14 protein-coding genes are annotated in these 15567 nt (G+C 62.6%); 10 read left to right on the forward strand and 4 right to left on the reverse strand.

Annotation, left to right across the window (positions count from 1 at the left end; translation table 11 throughout):
* Positions 1 to 111: 111 nt before the first annotated feature.
* The 4 genes from IC761_RS30525 to IC761_RS30540 all read right to left on the reverse strand — a co-directional run bounded on the left by IC761_RS30525 (position 112) and on the right by IC761_RS30540 (position 5553).
* Entirely contained in the window at positions 112 to 1947 is a 1836-nt protein-coding gene (locus IC761_RS30525) for an ABC transporter ATP-binding protein (RefSeq protein ID WP_195800353.1), read from the reverse strand.
* Positions 1934 to 2851, reverse strand: a complete 918-nt coding sequence (locus IC761_RS30530) for an ABC transporter permease (RefSeq protein WP_195800354.1) — start codon at positions 2849 to 2851, stop codon at positions 1934 to 1936. The genes IC761_RS30525 and IC761_RS30530 overlap by 14 nt, the downstream gene beginning before the upstream one ends.
* 2 nt (positions 2852 to 2853) lie before the next feature.
* Positions 2854 to 3834, reverse strand: a complete 981-nt coding sequence (locus IC761_RS30535; protein ID WP_195800355.1) for an ABC transporter permease — start codon at positions 3832 to 3834, stop codon at positions 2854 to 2856.
* Positions 3835 to 3990: 156 nt separating this feature from the next.
* Complete coding sequence (locus IC761_RS30540) at positions 3991 to 5553, reverse strand: ABC transporter substrate-binding protein (RefSeq protein WP_195800356.1); 1563 nt, start codon at positions 5551 to 5553, stop codon at positions 3991 to 3993.
* Between the two features lie 854 nt (positions 5554 to 6407).
* Here IC761_RS30540 and IC761_RS30545 point away from each other — a divergent pair.
* The 10 genes from IC761_RS30545 to IC761_RS30590 all read left to right on the forward strand — a co-directional run bounded on the left by IC761_RS30545 (position 6408) and on the right by IC761_RS30590 (position 15529).
* Entirely contained in the window at positions 6408 to 7184 is a 777-nt protein-coding gene (locus IC761_RS30545; RefSeq protein WP_195800357.1) for an ABC transporter ATP-binding protein, read from the forward strand.
* Entirely contained in the window at positions 7181 to 7906 is a 726-nt protein-coding gene (locus IC761_RS30550; protein ID WP_246791378.1) for an ABC transporter ATP-binding protein, read from the forward strand. Before IC761_RS30545 ends, IC761_RS30550 begins: the two co-directional genes overlap by 4 nt.
* A 2-nt stretch (positions 7907 to 7908) precedes the next feature.
* Positions 7909 to 8823 carry a branched-chain amino acid ABC transporter permease gene (locus IC761_RS30555; protein ID WP_195800358.1) on the forward strand — a complete coding sequence of 305 codons (915 nt, stop codon included), beginning with the start codon at positions 7909 to 7911 and terminating at the stop codon, positions 8821 to 8823.
* 39 nt (positions 8824 to 8862) lie between these two features.
* Entirely contained in the window at positions 8863 to 9900 is a 1038-nt protein-coding gene (locus IC761_RS30560; protein ID WP_246791379.1) for a branched-chain amino acid ABC transporter permease, read from the forward strand.
* A gap of 28 nt (positions 9901 to 9928) precedes the next feature.
* Positions 9929 to 11116: an ABC transporter substrate-binding protein gene (locus tag IC761_RS30565; RefSeq protein WP_246791380.1), complete on the forward strand. Its 1188-nt coding sequence runs from the start codon at positions 9929 to 9931 to the stop codon at positions 11114 to 11116.
* Between the two features lie 97 nt (positions 11117 to 11213).
* Complete coding sequence (locus tag IC761_RS30570; RefSeq protein WP_195800360.1) at positions 11214 to 11942, forward strand: LamB/YcsF family protein; 729 nt, start codon at positions 11214 to 11216, stop codon at positions 11940 to 11942.
* A 41-nt stretch (positions 11943 to 11983) separates the two neighbouring features.
* Positions 11984 to 12226, forward strand: a complete 243-nt coding sequence (locus IC761_RS30575; RefSeq protein WP_195800361.1) for an acetyl-CoA carboxylase — start codon at positions 11984 to 11986, stop codon at positions 12224 to 12226.
* 16 nt (positions 12227 to 12242) lie between these two features.
* Entirely contained in the window at positions 12243 to 13643 is a 1401-nt protein-coding gene (locus IC761_RS30580) for an acetyl-CoA carboxylase biotin carboxylase subunit (protein WP_195800362.1), read from the forward strand.
* 43 nt (positions 13644 to 13686) lie between these two features.
* Positions 13687 to 14562 (forward strand): 5-oxoprolinase subunit B family protein, encoded by an 876-nt coding sequence (locus tag IC761_RS30585; RefSeq protein ID WP_195800363.1) that lies wholly within the window; start codon positions 13687 to 13689, stop codon positions 14560 to 14562.
* On the forward strand, positions 14552 to 15529 hold the full coding sequence (locus IC761_RS30590) for a 5-oxoprolinase subunit C family protein (protein WP_195800364.1): 978 nt from the start codon (positions 14552 to 14554) through the stop codon (positions 15527 to 15529). The genes IC761_RS30585 and IC761_RS30590 overlap by 11 nt, the downstream gene beginning before the upstream one ends.
* Positions 15530 to 15567: the final 38 nt, after the last annotated feature.

Raw genomic sequence — 15567 nt, forward strand, 5'->3', positions numbered from 1 at the left:
ATATTAAAACAACCCCATGCACAGTAGCCGGGACCCACCGGCGTGATGCCTGTGAATCCTGCGAAATCATTGATATGGCGGGTTAATCAACGGGCACGACGCAGTCGCACTCTAGGCGGCCGCTTGCGCCTTATTCCCGTCAAGCAGATGGCAGGCGGCGAAGCGCCCGGGCGAATGTTCGACGAGTTTCGGCGTCTCCATCCGGCAGCGCCCGAATGCCTTCGGGCAGCGCGAAGCGAAGCTGCAACCCGCCGGGATATCGATCGGACTGGGCGGCTCGCCCTCCAGCAGGAAATCGGACGGATCGAACGGCTTCTCCTCCAGTGTCGGGGCCGCCGACAGCAACGCCTTCGTATACGGATGCTGCGCATCGAAAAACAGATCGTGATTGTCGGCAATCTCGACCATCTCACCGAGATACATGACCGCAATTCGCGTGCAGACCTTCCGCACCATCGCCAGATCGTGCGAAATGAAGACGTAGGTGAGGTCGTTCTTGTCCTGCAGTTTCGAGAACAGCTCGATCAGCCTGCCCTGCTCACGCTGGTCCAGTGACGACAAGGTCTCGTCGAGGATCAGGAGCTTGGGGTCGAGAATCAGGGCCCGCGCGATCGAGATGCGCTGTCGCTCGCCGGTGGAGAGCGCGTTCGGCAACTGGTCGTAAAGTTCGGCGGCAAGACCGACCTCGGCCATCGCCGCGATCACCCGCTTCCGCAGATCGGCGCGCTTGATACGGCCACGGATCAGAAGGCTTTCCTCGATCATGCGGCCGACCGTGGTGCGCGGTGGCAAGGCGTTGTAGGGGTCCTGCAGAAGCAGCTGGAACTCGTTGCGCTTGCGGATCAGATCGCCTGACGACAGGGTTCCGAGCGACGTCCCGTTCAGGACGATGCTGCCGCTGTCAGGCGTCTCCAGCCAGGCCAGGAGCCGGGTCAGGGTCGACTTGCCGCAGCCGGATTCACCGACAATGCCGAAATTCTCGCGCGGCATGATGTCGAGCGTCACGCCGCGCACGGCCTGCACGTTGCTGTAGCTGTTGAACGTGCCGCGCTTGCGGGCCCGATAGGTGCGATGGACATTCTCCACTTTCATCAGCGGAGCCTCGCCCTGGGCCTGACGGCGGACAAGCGGGCCTTCCGCTGTCGCCCACATCTGCGGCACGCTCGCGATGGCCTTGCGCGTGTAGTCGGATTGCGGGGATGCCAGCAGGTCGGCAAAGGCCTGCTGCTCGACGAACCGGCCCTGGTGCAGCACGGCCGTCCGGTCGCCGAACTGGCCGAGCGTCGGCAAGGACGACGACAGGTAGATCGTTGCCATCTTGTGGCGCGTACAGAGGTCATGAAGCAGTGCCACGATCTGCGCGGCAATGGTGACGTCCAGCGGCTGGGTAACGTTATCGGCGATGAGAACCGCTGGTTCGGCGCAAATGGCGTCGACAATCATCGCACGCTGCATCATGCCGCCAGAGAATTTCGACGGGTAGTCCCAGTAGCGCTCCTTCGGCGAAGGAATTCGGACCTCACCAAGGAGCTGCATGACCCGGTCCCGGCATTCCCGCTTGTTCCATTCAGGCCTGACGCTATGCAGTTTCTCCGCGATCTGGACGCCGACCGGCACGGTCGGATCGAGCGAGCTCTGCGGCTTGGAGCCGATATAGGCGATGTCACGTCCGATCCGGACCTCCTGCGCCCCGGCGCCGAGGATATCATGACCGGCGAAGGCGACCCGCCCGGCGCGATATTGCAGGCTTTCCGGCAACCAATTCGCGAGCGCGCGGCTGAGCACGGTCTTTCCCGCGCCGCTCTCGCCATAGATGCCGAAGATCTCCGACGAGCCGAGGCGGAAGCTGATGTGATCGAGGATCGGAGCTGCGCCCGGCATCGTGGCAGCGACCGTCAGATCGTCGATTTCGAGAATGAGCGAGAGATCCACCTCAGAGACCTCCATAGATCCGGTTGCGCGCCTTTTCCAGCGCCGAGCCCATGAGATTGATCGAGGTCAGCGCGATGGCGAGGAAAATGCCCGGGATGGTCCCGATCCACCAGGCATTGAGCAGATATTTGCGGGAATCGGCGATGATGCTGCCAAAGCTCGGCGTCGGCGGCTGAATGCCGAGCCCAAGAAAGCCGAGGATCGCTTCGAAGATCATCATGCGGGCGACATCGAGCACTGCGACGAAAGCGATCGGCGGCAGGATGTTGGGCGCCGCGAACAGCAACAGGATCCGCCAATCTCCGGCCCCAAGCACGCGCAAGCCGCGCACATATTCCTTGCCGCGCTCGGCGACTGCGGCACTGCGGGCCACCCGCGCGTAAAGCGGCCAGCCAGACAGCGCGAGCACGATGATGATGGTCGGAACGGTCGGCCGCGATACGCCAAGAATCGTGATCGCCAGGATGATCATCGGAATCGAGAGCTGGGCGTCGGTGATCCGCATGATGATGGTGTCCCACCATTTGCCCTTGAAGCCCGCGAACAGGCCGAGGCCGCAGCCGATGATGAAGATGAGCAACACCGTGACGATGCCGACCAGCAGCGAATAGCGCAAGCCTATCAGGCTGCGCATCAGGATGTCGCGGCCGAGTTGATCGGTGCCCAGCACGTGATCCCAGGTCCATTTGTCACCGAGGTAGACGGGCGCCAGGAACTTGTCCTTCACCACCATTTTGGTGGCGCTGACCGAGGAGACCTCGGGATAGATCGCGGACGCGAGCAGCAGCGCGACGAAAACAAAGAAGCCGATCTTGAAGCTCGTCATGCCCCAGGCTGCAGCCAGGATCCGCCTATTGACCGATCGGATGCGAGCCGTCCCGGACACCGGCTCCGCAGCGATGACTGTGGTGGCCGTCATGGTCAGATCTCCACGCGAGGATCGATCAGGTAGGCGACCAGATCCACGATGATATTGATGAAGACAAAGACGGCGCTGGTCGTGATGGCGATGCCCTGAATGACTGGGAAATCGCGCCCGACGACGGACACAACGGTCAGATTGCCGAGGCCCGGATAATCAAAGATGTACTCGATCACCAGCACGCCGCCGATCAGGCTCGAGAGCTGGATGCCGAGCAAATTGACCAGCGGCACTGCCGCATTACGCAGCGCATGGGAATAGACGATGCGCCGGCGCGAAAGGCCGCGGACGCGGGCTTCATCGATGAAAGACGCCTGCATCACCTCGCCCAGTGACGTCGTCAGCGTCCGGATGATGAAGGGAGCGATCTCGACCGCCAGCACGAGGGCCGGCAGTATGACGTAAGAGAACCCCTGATAGCCGAGCGCCGGAAGCAGCTTCAGCTTGATCGACAGAAACAGGATCAGGACGATCGCGAGCCAGAAATTCGGGATCGACACGAACAGCGACTGCATGCCGAACGCCAAGGCGTTCTGCCATCGATGCTGATGCAGGCCGCCGGCTATCCCGACCGGAAACGAGAGCAGCAGCGCGAATAGCAGGGCCATGCCACCCAATTGCAGCGTGAACGGCAGGCGTTCGAGAATGAGATCGGTCACCCGCGCCATATCCGACTTTGTCGGATCGATATATTGCCCACCGGCCGCAATCATGCCGCTGCGCGGTCGCAGATAGGACTGCCCGAGATCGCCCTGGAGCAGACCGCCCATATAGCGGCCATATTGCACGATGATGGGATCACGCAGCCCCATCTTGGTCGCCACCTGCTCGACCACGTCGGGCGGCGCCATGCCGCCGACGATCAGGCGGACGGGGTCGCCGGGAACCACGCGCAACAGCGTAAAGATGATCAGCGAGGTGATGACGACGATCAGGAGGCCCTGCGCGATCCGCTTGACCAGGAATTCCAGGATCAACATCGGGAAGAGCTACCCTTGTATTCGTCGAGAACTCCGGCAGGCCGGGTTGTCCAGCCTGCACCCGACCTGAGAAAACCGGCACGTCGGACAAGTCCGACCTGCGGCCGACCTAAGAAAACCGACTGGTCGGACAAGTCCGACCTGTCGGAGCAATCATCATGCCAGCGTGGCCTTGGTCATGTCCTGCATGCCGTTCGGGTAGATGTAGAGACCATCCAGCTTCTTGCTGTAGGCGTGGATGAAGACCGACGTGAACAGCGCCAGCGCCGGCGCCTTCTTGGCGATCATCGGGAGCGTCTCGGTCTGCAGGATCTTCTTGCGTTCCTCGATTGAGGTAGCGTTGCGCTCCTTGTCGAGGACGGCATCGATGTCCTTGTCGACGATGCCGGTGATGCGCTTGGACGAGGAATGGAAGTGGGTGCGCAGCACCAGATCCGGCTCGGGCGAACCCGTGCACCAACCGCAGTCGATCATATTGCCTTCGCCGCCGCCGGGCTTGTCATAGAGCAAGTTGCCCCAGGCCGCGACCTCGAGGGTCTGAAGATTGACCTTGAAACCCTGCTCCTGGAGCATGCCGGTGATCAGTTCGGCATATTCCTTGGTCTTCGGATAGAACCCGACCGAGGTGTAATAGGTGAGTTCCGGAAGGCCTTGGCCCTTCGGGAAGCCGGCTTCCGCCAGCAGCTTCTGGGCCTTGGCTGGATCGAACTCCGGATAATCGGCGACCTCCGCATAGCCAAACTTCACCGGCGAGATATGCGCCTTGGAGTAGGTTCCGGAGACGCCAAGCACCTCCAGCACCTGCTTACGATCGATGGAGTGGCAGGCCGCCAGCCGGATACGCGGATCGTCGAACGGCTTCTTGGAGCAGCGGAAGAACAGATATTTGTTCTCGACCGACACCGCCTTGTGGATGTTGAAGCGAGCATCCTTGGAAATAGTCTCGACCTGCTCCTGCTCCAACCGCTCGATAATGTCCGCCGAGCCATTCAGCAACGACAGCGTCCGGGTCGTGGTATCGCCGACGAAGTGATATTCGACGCCGGGGATCTTCGGTGCTCCGAGGAAGAAATCGGTATTCGCGGCAAGGACGGTGGTATCGCCCTTCTGCTCGACATACTTGTAAGGCCCGGTGCCGTTCATGCGGGCTGACAGCTGTGCCTTATTGGCAACGTCCTTGGCGGACATGATCGGCAGGAACGAAGACAGATAGTAATAGAGCGTTGCCGGATAGCCCTGCGCCCTGGTGTTGATACGGCAGGTGAAATCATCGACGACGTCGACGGAGACGAGGCCCGGATACCATTGCGCCGGTCGATCGGGCAGGCAGCCATATTCATAGGTTGCCTTGACGTCGGCTGCCGTAAACGGCGTGCCGTCATGAAACTTGATGCCCTTCCGAAGCTTGACTTCCATCGTGGAAGCATCGATCGGCGTCATGGACTCGGCCAATTCGAAGATCAGCTCATCCGGCTTGTCCGGTTTCATCGGCGCCCGCGTCAGATAGCCGAACACGAACCCTTCGACGATGAGCTGGCCAAGATTGGTGTGCGTGGTCGGATCCCAATTCCCGCTCAGCGCCTCCGCGCCGAGAAATCGCAGTGCCTTGCCTTCGGCGGCAAAGGCGGAGTTCATCAGAAAATCTGGATTGACCCGTCCGAAGCCCAACGCTGCGGCACCGGCAAGCCCCCCTAACATCAAATCTCTACGGTTGATCATGTCCTATCCCTCGATGATTTCGGCAACGCTGAAACTGCTCTCGAGGCCGCGAGGCGCTCTGCCGTTTCGATCGTCTTGCGCATTTGCGTCTTGCGTAACTTGCAAAGCGTAGACCAAAGGCAGCGGTTGCCCGATTCCTGCTGCTCCACGATTCCGTTGCTGACACTCCCGGGTGCGACGATAGCGCGCGCAGGTTTTGCCCCTCCGGAGCGCGTCGCTCAACTCCAAGGCAGTCGCGCCCGTCCGCTGTGCAGGACAGGAATGATGGACGCCGAGAACAGCGGTTCGGCGCCGGCGACCGTATGATCCCTGCACTTTGGAGTGAACCACTGGAGCCCGAGCTAGCCACGCAATTCGCGGCATAATCTCGGACCTCGACGGCGACCAATCCAGACGTGTTGAAACCCGTACACGATGGATATGACCCTTGCGTCGCTGCGCTGCGCGACGAGATCAGTCGCGCTTTTCCATCGCTCCTCCGCGATTCCAGAAAACCACGATCGGTGAACCACAGCGATCACGGCTTTTCGCGCCCGGCAGCGAACATTCTCAAAGCCTTTCACGCGCAGCGATTCTGTACTCTGCGTATAGCTAATTTCGTTCAGCTTGGCTCTCACGCGCGCCACTCACCGGCTTGGACTCGCGAGTTACACGAATGCCATTGACCACATTCGCCCGCTAAAATCGCTCGGCGATCGATCGAAATTCGAGCGATCGGCCGCCCTCACCTCGCTGAAAGTCAGCATCATCAGAATTTCCGATATCAGCGAACAATATTTCGAATTTTACAATCGCCTCCCGCAACGCAAAAATCCGTCTGTGGTTGGCGGCGAGTGAAGTGAGAAGGCCTTGAGATGACTTCCGGTGGCTTGGAGTTGGTCGCTCGCGACGTCAGCGTCCAATTCGAAGGCTTGAAAGCGCTGTCCAAAGTCACCCTCTCTGTACCGCGGGGACGTATCACCGGATTGATCGGCCCCAACGGCGCCGGGAAGACGACACTCATCAACGTACTGACGGGATTCCAGCCGGTCGGTACAGGGATCGTGGAACTGGAAGGCGAAGCGCTCATTGGCATCGCGGCACACAAGCTGCGACGCAAGGGTGTTGCGCGCACGTTCCAGTCCGGCCGTCTCTTCCGCGACCTGCCGGTCGTGGACAATCTGGAGGTGACCGGCGTCGGTCTTGGCCAGACTCGGCGCGAGGCGATCACGGAAGCCGAGCGCGTGATGGCGTGGCTCGGCATATCGCACCTCGCCGGCACGATCGCAGGCGCCCTGCCCTACACCGACGAGCGCCGCGTCGCCATCGGCCGCGCCATCATGTGCACGCCGCGTTATCTGCTGCTGGATGAACCGGCAGCGGGCATGTCCGAGCATGAAAGCCACGATCTGGCCGTCATCATCAGGCGGATCGCCGGTGAGCTCCGCGTCGGCGTGCTGCTGATCGAGCACAATATCGGGCTGGTCCTCGAGCTCTGCGAGCGCATCTTCGTCCTCGATTCCGGCGAGATCATTGAAGTCGGAGATCCTGCGCAGATCCGCGACAGCGACGCCGTCCGGCATGCCTACATGGGCACGCAGCGCGAGGAAGCGATTCCGGCCCTTGCTGCGGCCGAAGCAGGCGTCGCATGATGACGCCGCTCGCCGTCGACGAGATCACGGTAACCTACGGACGCCTGACCGCCTTGCGAGGCGTGACGCTGGAGATCGCCGAGGGCGAGGTCCTGTTCGTGACCGGCCCCAACGGCGCCGGCAAGTCGACCCTGCTGAATGCCATTGCGGGCGTCGTGCCGACGGGATCGGGCAGCATCACGATCGACGGCGCGAGAGTCACGGGAGCCTCGCCGGAGGACATCGCCCGGCGCGGCTTTTCGCTGGTGCCGGAAGGACGCAACGTCTTTGGCGCACTGAGCATCGAGGAGAATCTGAAGGTCGGCACCGGCATGCGGACCGACAGGAACAAGATCGCCGGCGATCTGGAGTCCGTCTACGACGAATTCCCGATGCTGGCTGATCGACGGCATACTGCGGCCGGCATGCTCTCCGGTGGCCAGCAGCAGATGCTCGTCATCGGCCGCGCACTGATGACGGCGCCCCGCATCATGGCGATCGACGAGCCGTCGCTCGGCCTCGCGCCCAAGATCATCGATCAGGTCTACGAAATCCTGATGCGGCTGCGATCGCAGCGCAGGCTCACCCTGCTGATCGTCGAGCAGAGTTCGGCGCGCGCCATGATGACCGGCGGACGCATGATCCTGATCCGCGGCGGACGCATCGTGCTCGAAGGCGCGGCCGCAGACATGGTCAAAGACGAACGCCTCAAGCAGGCCTATTTCGGCTTCGGAGACCACTGAGAATGACAGCGGTCCTGCAAATCATCTTCGACGCGCTGAGCCTCGGCAGTCTCTACGCCCTCGGCGCACTGGGCATCGCCCTGATCTTCGGCGTCATGCGTCTCGTCAACTTCGCCCATGGCGACTTCATCGCCTTCTGCGTGTTCGCGATGCTGTGGCCGTCGATCAACGCGACGGCCGTCGTCTTTGCCGGCAACCTGCCGTTCTTTCTCCTGATTCCGCTGTTGCTGCTCGTCGGGGCCGGACTTTCGATCCTGTCGGAGATCATCGTCTTCCGCCGCTTCCGCAACACCAATCCGGCGACGATGATGATCGCCTCCTTCGCCCTCGGCTTCGTCATCCGCCACGTCCTGCTGATGTTCTATTCGAGTCGGCCGAAATCGATCACGCTGTGGCCGAGCCTCGGCCTGCCGGTCGATTTTCTCGGCGCCCACATCCCGATGCTGCAAGTCGTGACCATCATCATCACGCTGGTTACGCTCGCCGTGCTCGTGCTGTTCCTCAAGCGCACGCGCTACGGTCTCGAAATGCGCGCGGCGGCCGAGAACTTCACCATGGCACGCATGCTCGGCGTCCGCGCCAACGGCGTCATCCTGCTGGCCTTCGCCATCAGCGGCATGCTGGCCGCCGCGATCGGATTGATCCTGGCTACCATCTCCGGCACCGCCGATATCAACATGGGCGCCAACGTCATGTTGATTGCCTTCATCGCCACCGTGATCGGCGGTCTCGGCAGTGTGCCCGGCGCGGTTGCCGGCGGCTTCATCATTGGCGCCGCCAGCGTCGTGTTCCAGGCAACCTTGCCGCACGACGCGCGGGTCTTCCGCGACGCCTTCGTCTATGGCGCGGTGATCGTCGTGCTCCTGGTGCGGCCGCAGGGCCTGTTCGCACCAAAATCCGCCAAGCAGAGAGTTTGATCGATGCCGCAGCGACCATCAGTCATCCGGCAAACGATCATGACACCGATCATCCTGATCGTGGTGCTGCTGGTCATGGCGGCCCTGACCTACCAATTCGGCAGCCGCGCCTTCAACCGGACCGCCGTCGAGATGTTCATCAACATCATGATCGTGGTCGGCCTTTACGTGTTCGTCGGCAATTCGGGCCTGCTCTCGTTCGGACACATCAGCTTCATGTGCCTCGGCGCCTACATGACCGCCTGGCTGGCGATCCCCCCGATGATGAAATCGATCACGCTCAAGGGGCTACCCGCGTGGCTGTTGCACACGCAGCTACCGATGTGGGTGGCCACGCCGATCTCGGGTTTGTTCGCGGCCTTGTTCGCGCTCATCGTCGGGCGCGTCATCATGCGCCTGTCGGGGATTGCCGCCTCGATCGCCACCTTCGGGCTGCTCGGTGTCGTCAACAACGTCTATTCGAACTGGGATTCCGTCACGGGCGGACAAGGTTCGATCGTCGGCATACCGCCAACCATGAACGTCTGGATTGGATGGCTGGGTGCGGGGGTTGCGATCGCGATCGCTTATCTCTACGCGATCTCCCGCTCCGGGCTCGCGCTGCGCGCCACGCGCGACGAGTCCGTCGCCGCCAGTGCCTCCGGGATCGACATTGTCCGTGAGCGGTTGATCGCCTTCGTGGTCAGCGCCTTCATCATCGGCCTCGCCGGCGCGCTCTACGCGCACTTCCTGAGTATCGTCAATCCCGGCGCCTTTTATCTGCGGACGACCTTCATCACGCTGTCGATGCTGGTGGTCGGCGGCATGTACAGCCTGAGCGGGGCGGTCACCGGCGTCGTCGCGATCTCGGTGCTGATCGAGCTGTTCCGCAGCCTGGAAAAGGGCATCAACCTCGGCGGAGCGACCGTCGCGCTGCCGAACGGGATCCAGGAGATCGCGATCGGCATCATCACCATCGTCATCCTGATGTACCTGCCGACCGGCCTGACCCGCAACCAGGAGTTCTCCTGGCGCGGATGGCCGATGCAACGACGGTTGTCACGCCCCGTGCGGACGGCACTGAAGGAATCGAACTGAAGGTCACTGCACAATCGGAGGAATGGTTATGCGTCTTATGAAAATACTGGGCATCCTGGCTGGACTGTCCACGCTCTCGTTCACAGCGGCCAAGGCGGCCGACGAGATCGTCATCGGATTTGCGACCGCGGCGTCGGGCTTCATGCAGGCCTATGACAAGCCGGCGCAGGATGCGGCGATGATCCGGATCGACGAGATCAACAAGGCCGGCGGCCTGCTCGGCAAGAAGATCAAGACCGTGTCGGCCGACACCAAGACCGACCAGGCCGAAGGCGCCAAGGCCGGCCTTGCAGTGCTCGACCAGGGCGCCGACCTCGTGATCGTCTCGTGCGACTACGATTTCGGCGCGCCGGCAGCGCTCCAGGCGCAGGCGGCGGGCAAGGTCTCGTTCTTCCTCTGCGCCGAGTCGATCAAGGCCGGCATCCCCGGCGTCGGCCCCTACTCGTTCTCCGCCTCGGTTCTGGCGGCCGTGCAGGGGGCGACCATGGCGGAATGGGCCTACGACAAGAAGAATGCCCGCAGCTTCTACCGGCTGCTCGACAGCTGGACCGTCTACAACAAGGGCATTTGCGACGGCTTCGACTGGATGATGCCGAAGCTGAAGGACGCGACGCTGGCCGGAAGCGACACGTTCAAGAATGACGACGCCTCGATCGCATCCCAGATCACGCGCATCAAGAGCCTGCCGAAGGAGCCCGACGCGATCATGGTCTGCACCATGATGCCGGGCGCGGTTTCGGCCATCAAGCAGATCCGGGCCGCAGGCATCAAATCGATGATCCTCAACGGCTCCAGCATGGACGGCAGCTATTGGCTGAACGCCATTCCGGACCTGTCGAACTTCTACGTCCCGGTGCAAGGCTCGATCTACGGCGACGATCCCAACCCGAAGGTCAACGAGTTCAACAAGAAGTACAAGGAAGCAACCGGCGGCGATCCCTCCAGCCAGTACGTCTATCCCGGCTATGTCCTGATTGACGTGTGGGCCAAGGCGGTGGAACGCGCCAAGACCACCGACGCACCGGCCGTCGTTGCCGAACTGGAAAAGATGAACAACGAGGCCACGCTGTTCGGGCCGCGCACCTTCAACAAGGACATCCATCACCAGAACCAGGGCCGTTACCTGATCATCGATACCGAGGGGGGCAAGCCGAAGATGGTCGATCAGTGGACGATCTCGGAGAAGATCCCGGTCGACTATCTGGTGTCGAAGTAGATTGGCGAAGCGCCGCCCGCGGTGCACCTGCGGGCGGCCTTGCGCCTTGGGTCGAATGCAAGCCTTGAATGCAAGCCGTTGAGAGGAAACAAGAGAGATGGTCGTGATTAATTGCGACATGGGCGAGGCCTATGGCCTCTACAAGATGGGCGACGACAAGGGGTTGATGCCCCATATCGACGTTGCCAACGTGGCCTGCGGCTTCCATGCATCCGACTTCAATCACATGCGCAAGACTGTGCAGCTCGCCAAGCAATTCGGCGTCAAGGTTGGCGCCCATCCTTCGCTGCCGGACCTGCAAGGGTTTGGACGGCGGGAGATGAAGATCGACCGCGAGGAGCTGACCAACTGCCTGCTCTACCAGATCGGCGCGCTCAAGGCGTTCCTGGACGCCGAGGGCGTGCCGCTCAATCACATCAAGCCACACGGCGCGCTCTACGGCATGGCGGCGCGGAACGAGGAGATCGCGGAGGCGATCGCCGATGCTGCCGATGTCTACAAGGTACCGCTCCTCGGCATGAAGGGGACGCTGCATCAGATGGTCTACGAGCGGCGCGGCCACACCTTCGTCGCCGAGTACTACGCCGACCTCGACTACAATGCCGACGGCAGCCTCATCATCACGCGCGAGCACGAAGCCAAGGATCCGACCGATGCGGCCTCGCGGTGCACGCGGGCGGTGAATGAAGGCAAGACCCGCACGGTGGCCGGAAACGACGTCCTGGTCGGAGCCGATTCCATCTGCATCCACTCCGACACGCCCAATGCCGTCGCGATCGCGCACGCCGTTCGCGAGGCGGTCCGCCCCTACCTCACCGCGCGGTGAGGCGGGAAGACCCGAAGAGACGAGCCCATCAGGAGGTCCCCATGGCAACACAGCAGATATTCTCGCCGCTCCCCGGCATATTCTACCGCAAGCCCGCACCCGACAAGCCGGACTACAAGAGCGACGGGGACACGATCACGGAGAACGACACGATCGGGCTCATCGAGGTGATGAAATCGTTCAACGAGGTGAAAGCCGGCGCGGCGGGCAAGATTTTGCGCTTCCTGGCGGAGAATGAGGACGCCGTGATGGCAGGACAGGCAATTGCCGAGATTGATGTTTGAAACCTTTCGACCGGCCATGACGATCCAAAAGCTCCTCATCGCCAATCGCGGCGAGATCGCGGTCCGCATCATTCGTGCGGCGCGCGAGCTCGGCATTGCGACCGTCCAGGTCTACAGCAAGGCCGACAAGGACTCGCTCGCCGTCCGGCTCGCGGACGAGTCGATCGAGATCGGCCCGCCGCAGGCTTCGAAGTCATATCTCAACCAGACGACGATCCTCGCCGCGGCCGCGACGACCGGTGCCGACGCGATCCATCCCGGCTACGGCTTCCTGGCCGAGAATGCCGAATTCGCGGCGGCCGTCGAGGCGGCCGGGCTGATCTTTGTCGGCCCGACCGCGCACGCGATCCGGCTGATGGGCGACAAGGTCGCGGCCCGGAAGGCAGCTGCCGCGGCCGGCGTTCCGACCGTCCCCGGCAGCGATGGACGCCTGGAGTCGCCCGACGCGGCCTTCGCCCTGGTCGAGAAGACCGGCTTTCCCGTGATGATCAAGGCTGCGGCCGGCGGTGGCGGACGCGGCATCCGCATCGCGCGCTCGGCCGAGGAGTTTCATCATCTGATGCCGCAGGCGCAGGCGGAAGCGCTCGCCGCCTTCGGCGACGGCGGGCTCTATGTCGAGAAGCTGATCGAAGGCGCGCGGCACATCGAGGTACAGATCCTCGGTGACGGGCACGACGTCATCCATTGCTTCGAGCGCGAGTGCTCGCTGCAACGCCGCCGTCAGAAGGTCTGGGAAGAAGCTCCCTCGCCGTCGCTGACGCCCGCCATTCGCGACAAGCTCTGTTCGTCGGCCGTCGCGCTCGCCAAGGCCGTCGACTATCGCGGCGCCGGCACGCTCGAATATCTCTATGACGATCGCAGCCAGGAATTCTACTTCCTGGAGATGAACACGCGCATCCAGGTCGAGCACCCCGTGACGGAGATGGTCACCGGCATCGACCTCGTGTGCGAGATGATCCAGATTGCCGGCGGCGAGCCCCTGCGCATCGGCCAGGATCAGGTTCACGTCCACGGCCATTCGATCGAAGTCCGCATCAATGCCGAGGATCCGGCCAAGGGCTTTCTCCCGAGCCCCGGCACGATCAGCGCGCTCAGCGTCCCCAGCGGAGACGGCGTGCGCTTCGACAGCATGCTCTATCAGGGCTACACCGTGCCGCCGTTCTACGACAGCCTTCTCGGCAAGCTGATCGTGCACGATGAGGACAGGCCAAGTGCGATCCGGCGGCTCGAGCGCGCACTCGTCGAGCTCAGCGTGGAAGGCCTGGCCACCACAAAACCGCTGCATCAGGCGCTCGCACGTGATCCAGAGGTCCTGGCCGGGTGCTTTCACACGGCCTGGCTCGAGCCATGGCTGGAAGCCCACGCTGCCTCGCTTGGCGCGGCAGAGCCGTCACCCACCGCCAAGGTCGTCCGATGACCGCAAGAGAATCTGCCCCGTCAGCAACAGGAGGCCGCTAGTCATGCAAACCCGATTTTCCTACGGCGGCGACGAGCACATCTTTGCCGAGGTCGCCGAGTCCATGTCGCTGGAAGCCTTTTTCAAGGGCCTCTTCATCACCAATGCGGTGCGCGACGCCGAGATCAAGGGCGTCACGGAGATCTGCCCGGCCAATGCGTCCTATCAGGTCAAGTTCGATCCGGATCAAATCAAGCCCGACGATCTGCTTGCCGAGCTGAAACGTCTGGATTCCGCGTCCGAGACATCCGCCCCCGTCATCAAGACGCGGATCATCGAAATCCCCGTTCTCTACAATGATCCCTGGACACACGAGACGCTGATGCGCTTCCGCGAGCGCCATCAGGATCCCAACGGCACCGATCTCGAATACGCCGCGCGTATCAATGGGCTCGATGGAGTCGATTCCTTCATCAAAGCGCACTCCAGCGCGCCCTGGTTCGTCTCGATGGTCGGCTTCGTCGCCGGCCTGCCGTTCCTCTACCAGATGGTGGAGCGGCAGCGGCAGATCCAGGCGCCGAAATATCTGCGCCCGCGCACGGACACGCCGAAACTCACCGTCGGGCACGGCGGATGCTTCAGCTGCATCTATTCGGTGCGCGGCGCCGGCGGCTACCAGATGTTCGGCATCACGCCGATGCCGATCTACGATCCCAACCAGACGATCAGTTACCTGCGCGACTTCATGTGCCTGTTCAAGCCGGGCGACATCGTGAAATGGAAACCGATCGACCGATCGGCCTATGACGCGGCGGTCGCCGATGTCGATGCGGGTCGTTTTGCCCCTGTGATCCGCGATGTCTCGTTCTCGCTGACCGAGTTCAACCAGGACATCGATGCCTATAACCGCAAGCTCGAGGGGGTTCTCCATGGCCATTAAGGTTTTGAAGCCGGGTCTTGCGACCACCGTCCAGGACCTTGGGCGTCCCGGCTATTATCACATCGGCATTCCGCTTTCGGGCGGCATGGATCGTCACGCGCTTGCGGCTGCAAACCTGCTTGTCGGCAACGCGGAAGGCGCTGCGGTCCTCGAAGCCGTGTTCATGGGGCCGGAGCTCGAGTTCACCGACGACGCCCTGGTCGCGATCACCGGCGCCGAGCTGCCGCCGAAACTCGATGGCGAGCCGCGCGAGACCTGGACGAGCTTCAAGGTGAAGCGTGGTCAAAAGCTCTCCTTCGATTTCCTCAAGCAGGGCGCGCGCGGTTACATCGCGATCGCCGGCGGCATCGACGTGCCGCTCGTGTTGGGCTCACGTTCCACCTACGCGCTCGGCGGGCTCGGCGGCTTCAAGGGCCGGAAGCTCGAGGCCGGTGACGAGCTTCCGATCGGCAACGCCGGCGCAGCGGTCAAGGACGGCCGCTCGGTCGCGAAGGATCTGCGCGGCCTGCCGGCGGCGATGCCAACGGAATTGCGCGTCATGCCCGGCCTCTATTGGCACCGCATCACCGAGACCGCTGGCAACGGCTTCTTCAGCGGCACCTGGAAGGTCGCGCCGGAAGCCGACCGGATCGGCTATCGTTTCAGGGGCGGCAAGCCGCTCGAGTTCGTGCCGCGCGAGCCGCCCTTCGGGGCCGGTTCCGATCCGTCCAACATCACCGATGCCTGCTACCCCTACGGTTCGATCCAGGTTCCCGGCGGCACCGAGCCGATCGTGCTGCATCGTGACGCCGTCTCGGGCGGCGGCTATTTCATGGTCGGAACGGTCATCGCAGCGGACATGGATCTGATCGGCCAGCTGCAACCCAATACGCCGGTGAGGTTCGTCAAGGTCGGGATGGACGAAGCACTTGCGGCGCGCAAGAGCCGGGCCGAGTTGCTGGGCAAGCTCCGGGGCGCATTGGCGTAGAGCTCCTGGACCTCAGGGCCAAAGGGGCGGTACGCTCG

Origin of the sequence: Bradyrhizobium commune, from assembly GCF_015624505.1 — a bacterium.
GTDB classification, from domain to species: domain Bacteria; phylum Pseudomonadota; class Alphaproteobacteria; order Rhizobiales; family Xanthobacteraceae; genus Bradyrhizobium; species Bradyrhizobium commune.

Bases quoted from the DNA above. Each gene is read 5' to 3' on its own strand.
- IC761_RS30550 (WP_246791378.1), top strand. From the start codon at position 7,181: ATGATGACGCCGCTCGCCGTCGACGAGATCACGGTAACCTACGGACGC.
- IC761_RS30580 (WP_195800362.1), top strand. From the start codon at position 12,243: ATGACGATCCAAAAGCTCCTCATCGCCAATCGCGGCGAGATCGCGGTC.
- IC761_RS30570 (WP_195800360.1), top strand. From the start codon at position 11,214: ATGGTCGTGATTAATTGCGACATGGGCGAGGCCTATGGCCTCTACAAG.
- IC761_RS30560 (WP_246791379.1), top strand. From the start codon at position 8,863: ATGACACCGATCATCCTGATCGTGGTGCTGCTGGTCATGGCGGCCCTG.
- IC761_RS30585 (WP_195800363.1), top strand. From the start codon at position 13,687: ATGCAAACCCGATTTTCCTACGGCGGCGACGAGCACATCTTTGCCGAG.
- IC761_RS30545 (WP_195800357.1), top strand. From the start codon at position 6,408: ATGACTTCCGGTGGCTTGGAGTTGGTCGCTCGCGACGTCAGCGTCCAA.
- IC761_RS30525 (WP_195800353.1), bottom strand. From the start codon at position 1,947: ATGGAGGTCTCTGAGGTGGATCTCTCGCTCATTCTCGAAATCGACGAT.
- IC761_RS30565 (WP_246791380.1), top strand. From the start codon at position 9,929: ATGCGTCTTATGAAAATACTGGGCATCCTGGCTGGACTGTCCACGCTC.
- IC761_RS30540 (WP_195800356.1), bottom strand. From the start codon at position 5,553: ATGATCAACCGTAGAGATTTGATGTTAGGGGGGCTTGCCGGTGCCGCA.
- IC761_RS30530 (WP_195800354.1), bottom strand. From the start codon at position 2,851: ATGACGGCCACCACAGTCATCGCTGCGGAGCCGGTGTCCGGGACGGCT.
- IC761_RS30575 (WP_195800361.1), top strand. From the start codon at position 11,984: ATGGCAACACAGCAGATATTCTCGCCGCTCCCCGGCATATTCTACCGC.
- IC761_RS30535 (WP_195800355.1), bottom strand. From the start codon at position 3,834: ATGTTGATCCTGGAATTCCTGGTCAAGCGGATCGCGCAGGGCCTCCTG.
- IC761_RS30590 (WP_195800364.1), top strand. From the start codon at position 14,552: ATGGCCATTAAGGTTTTGAAGCCGGGTCTTGCGACCACCGTCCAGGAC.
- IC761_RS30555 (WP_195800358.1), top strand. From the start codon at position 7,909: ATGACAGCGGTCCTGCAAATCATCTTCGACGCGCTGAGCCTCGGCAGT.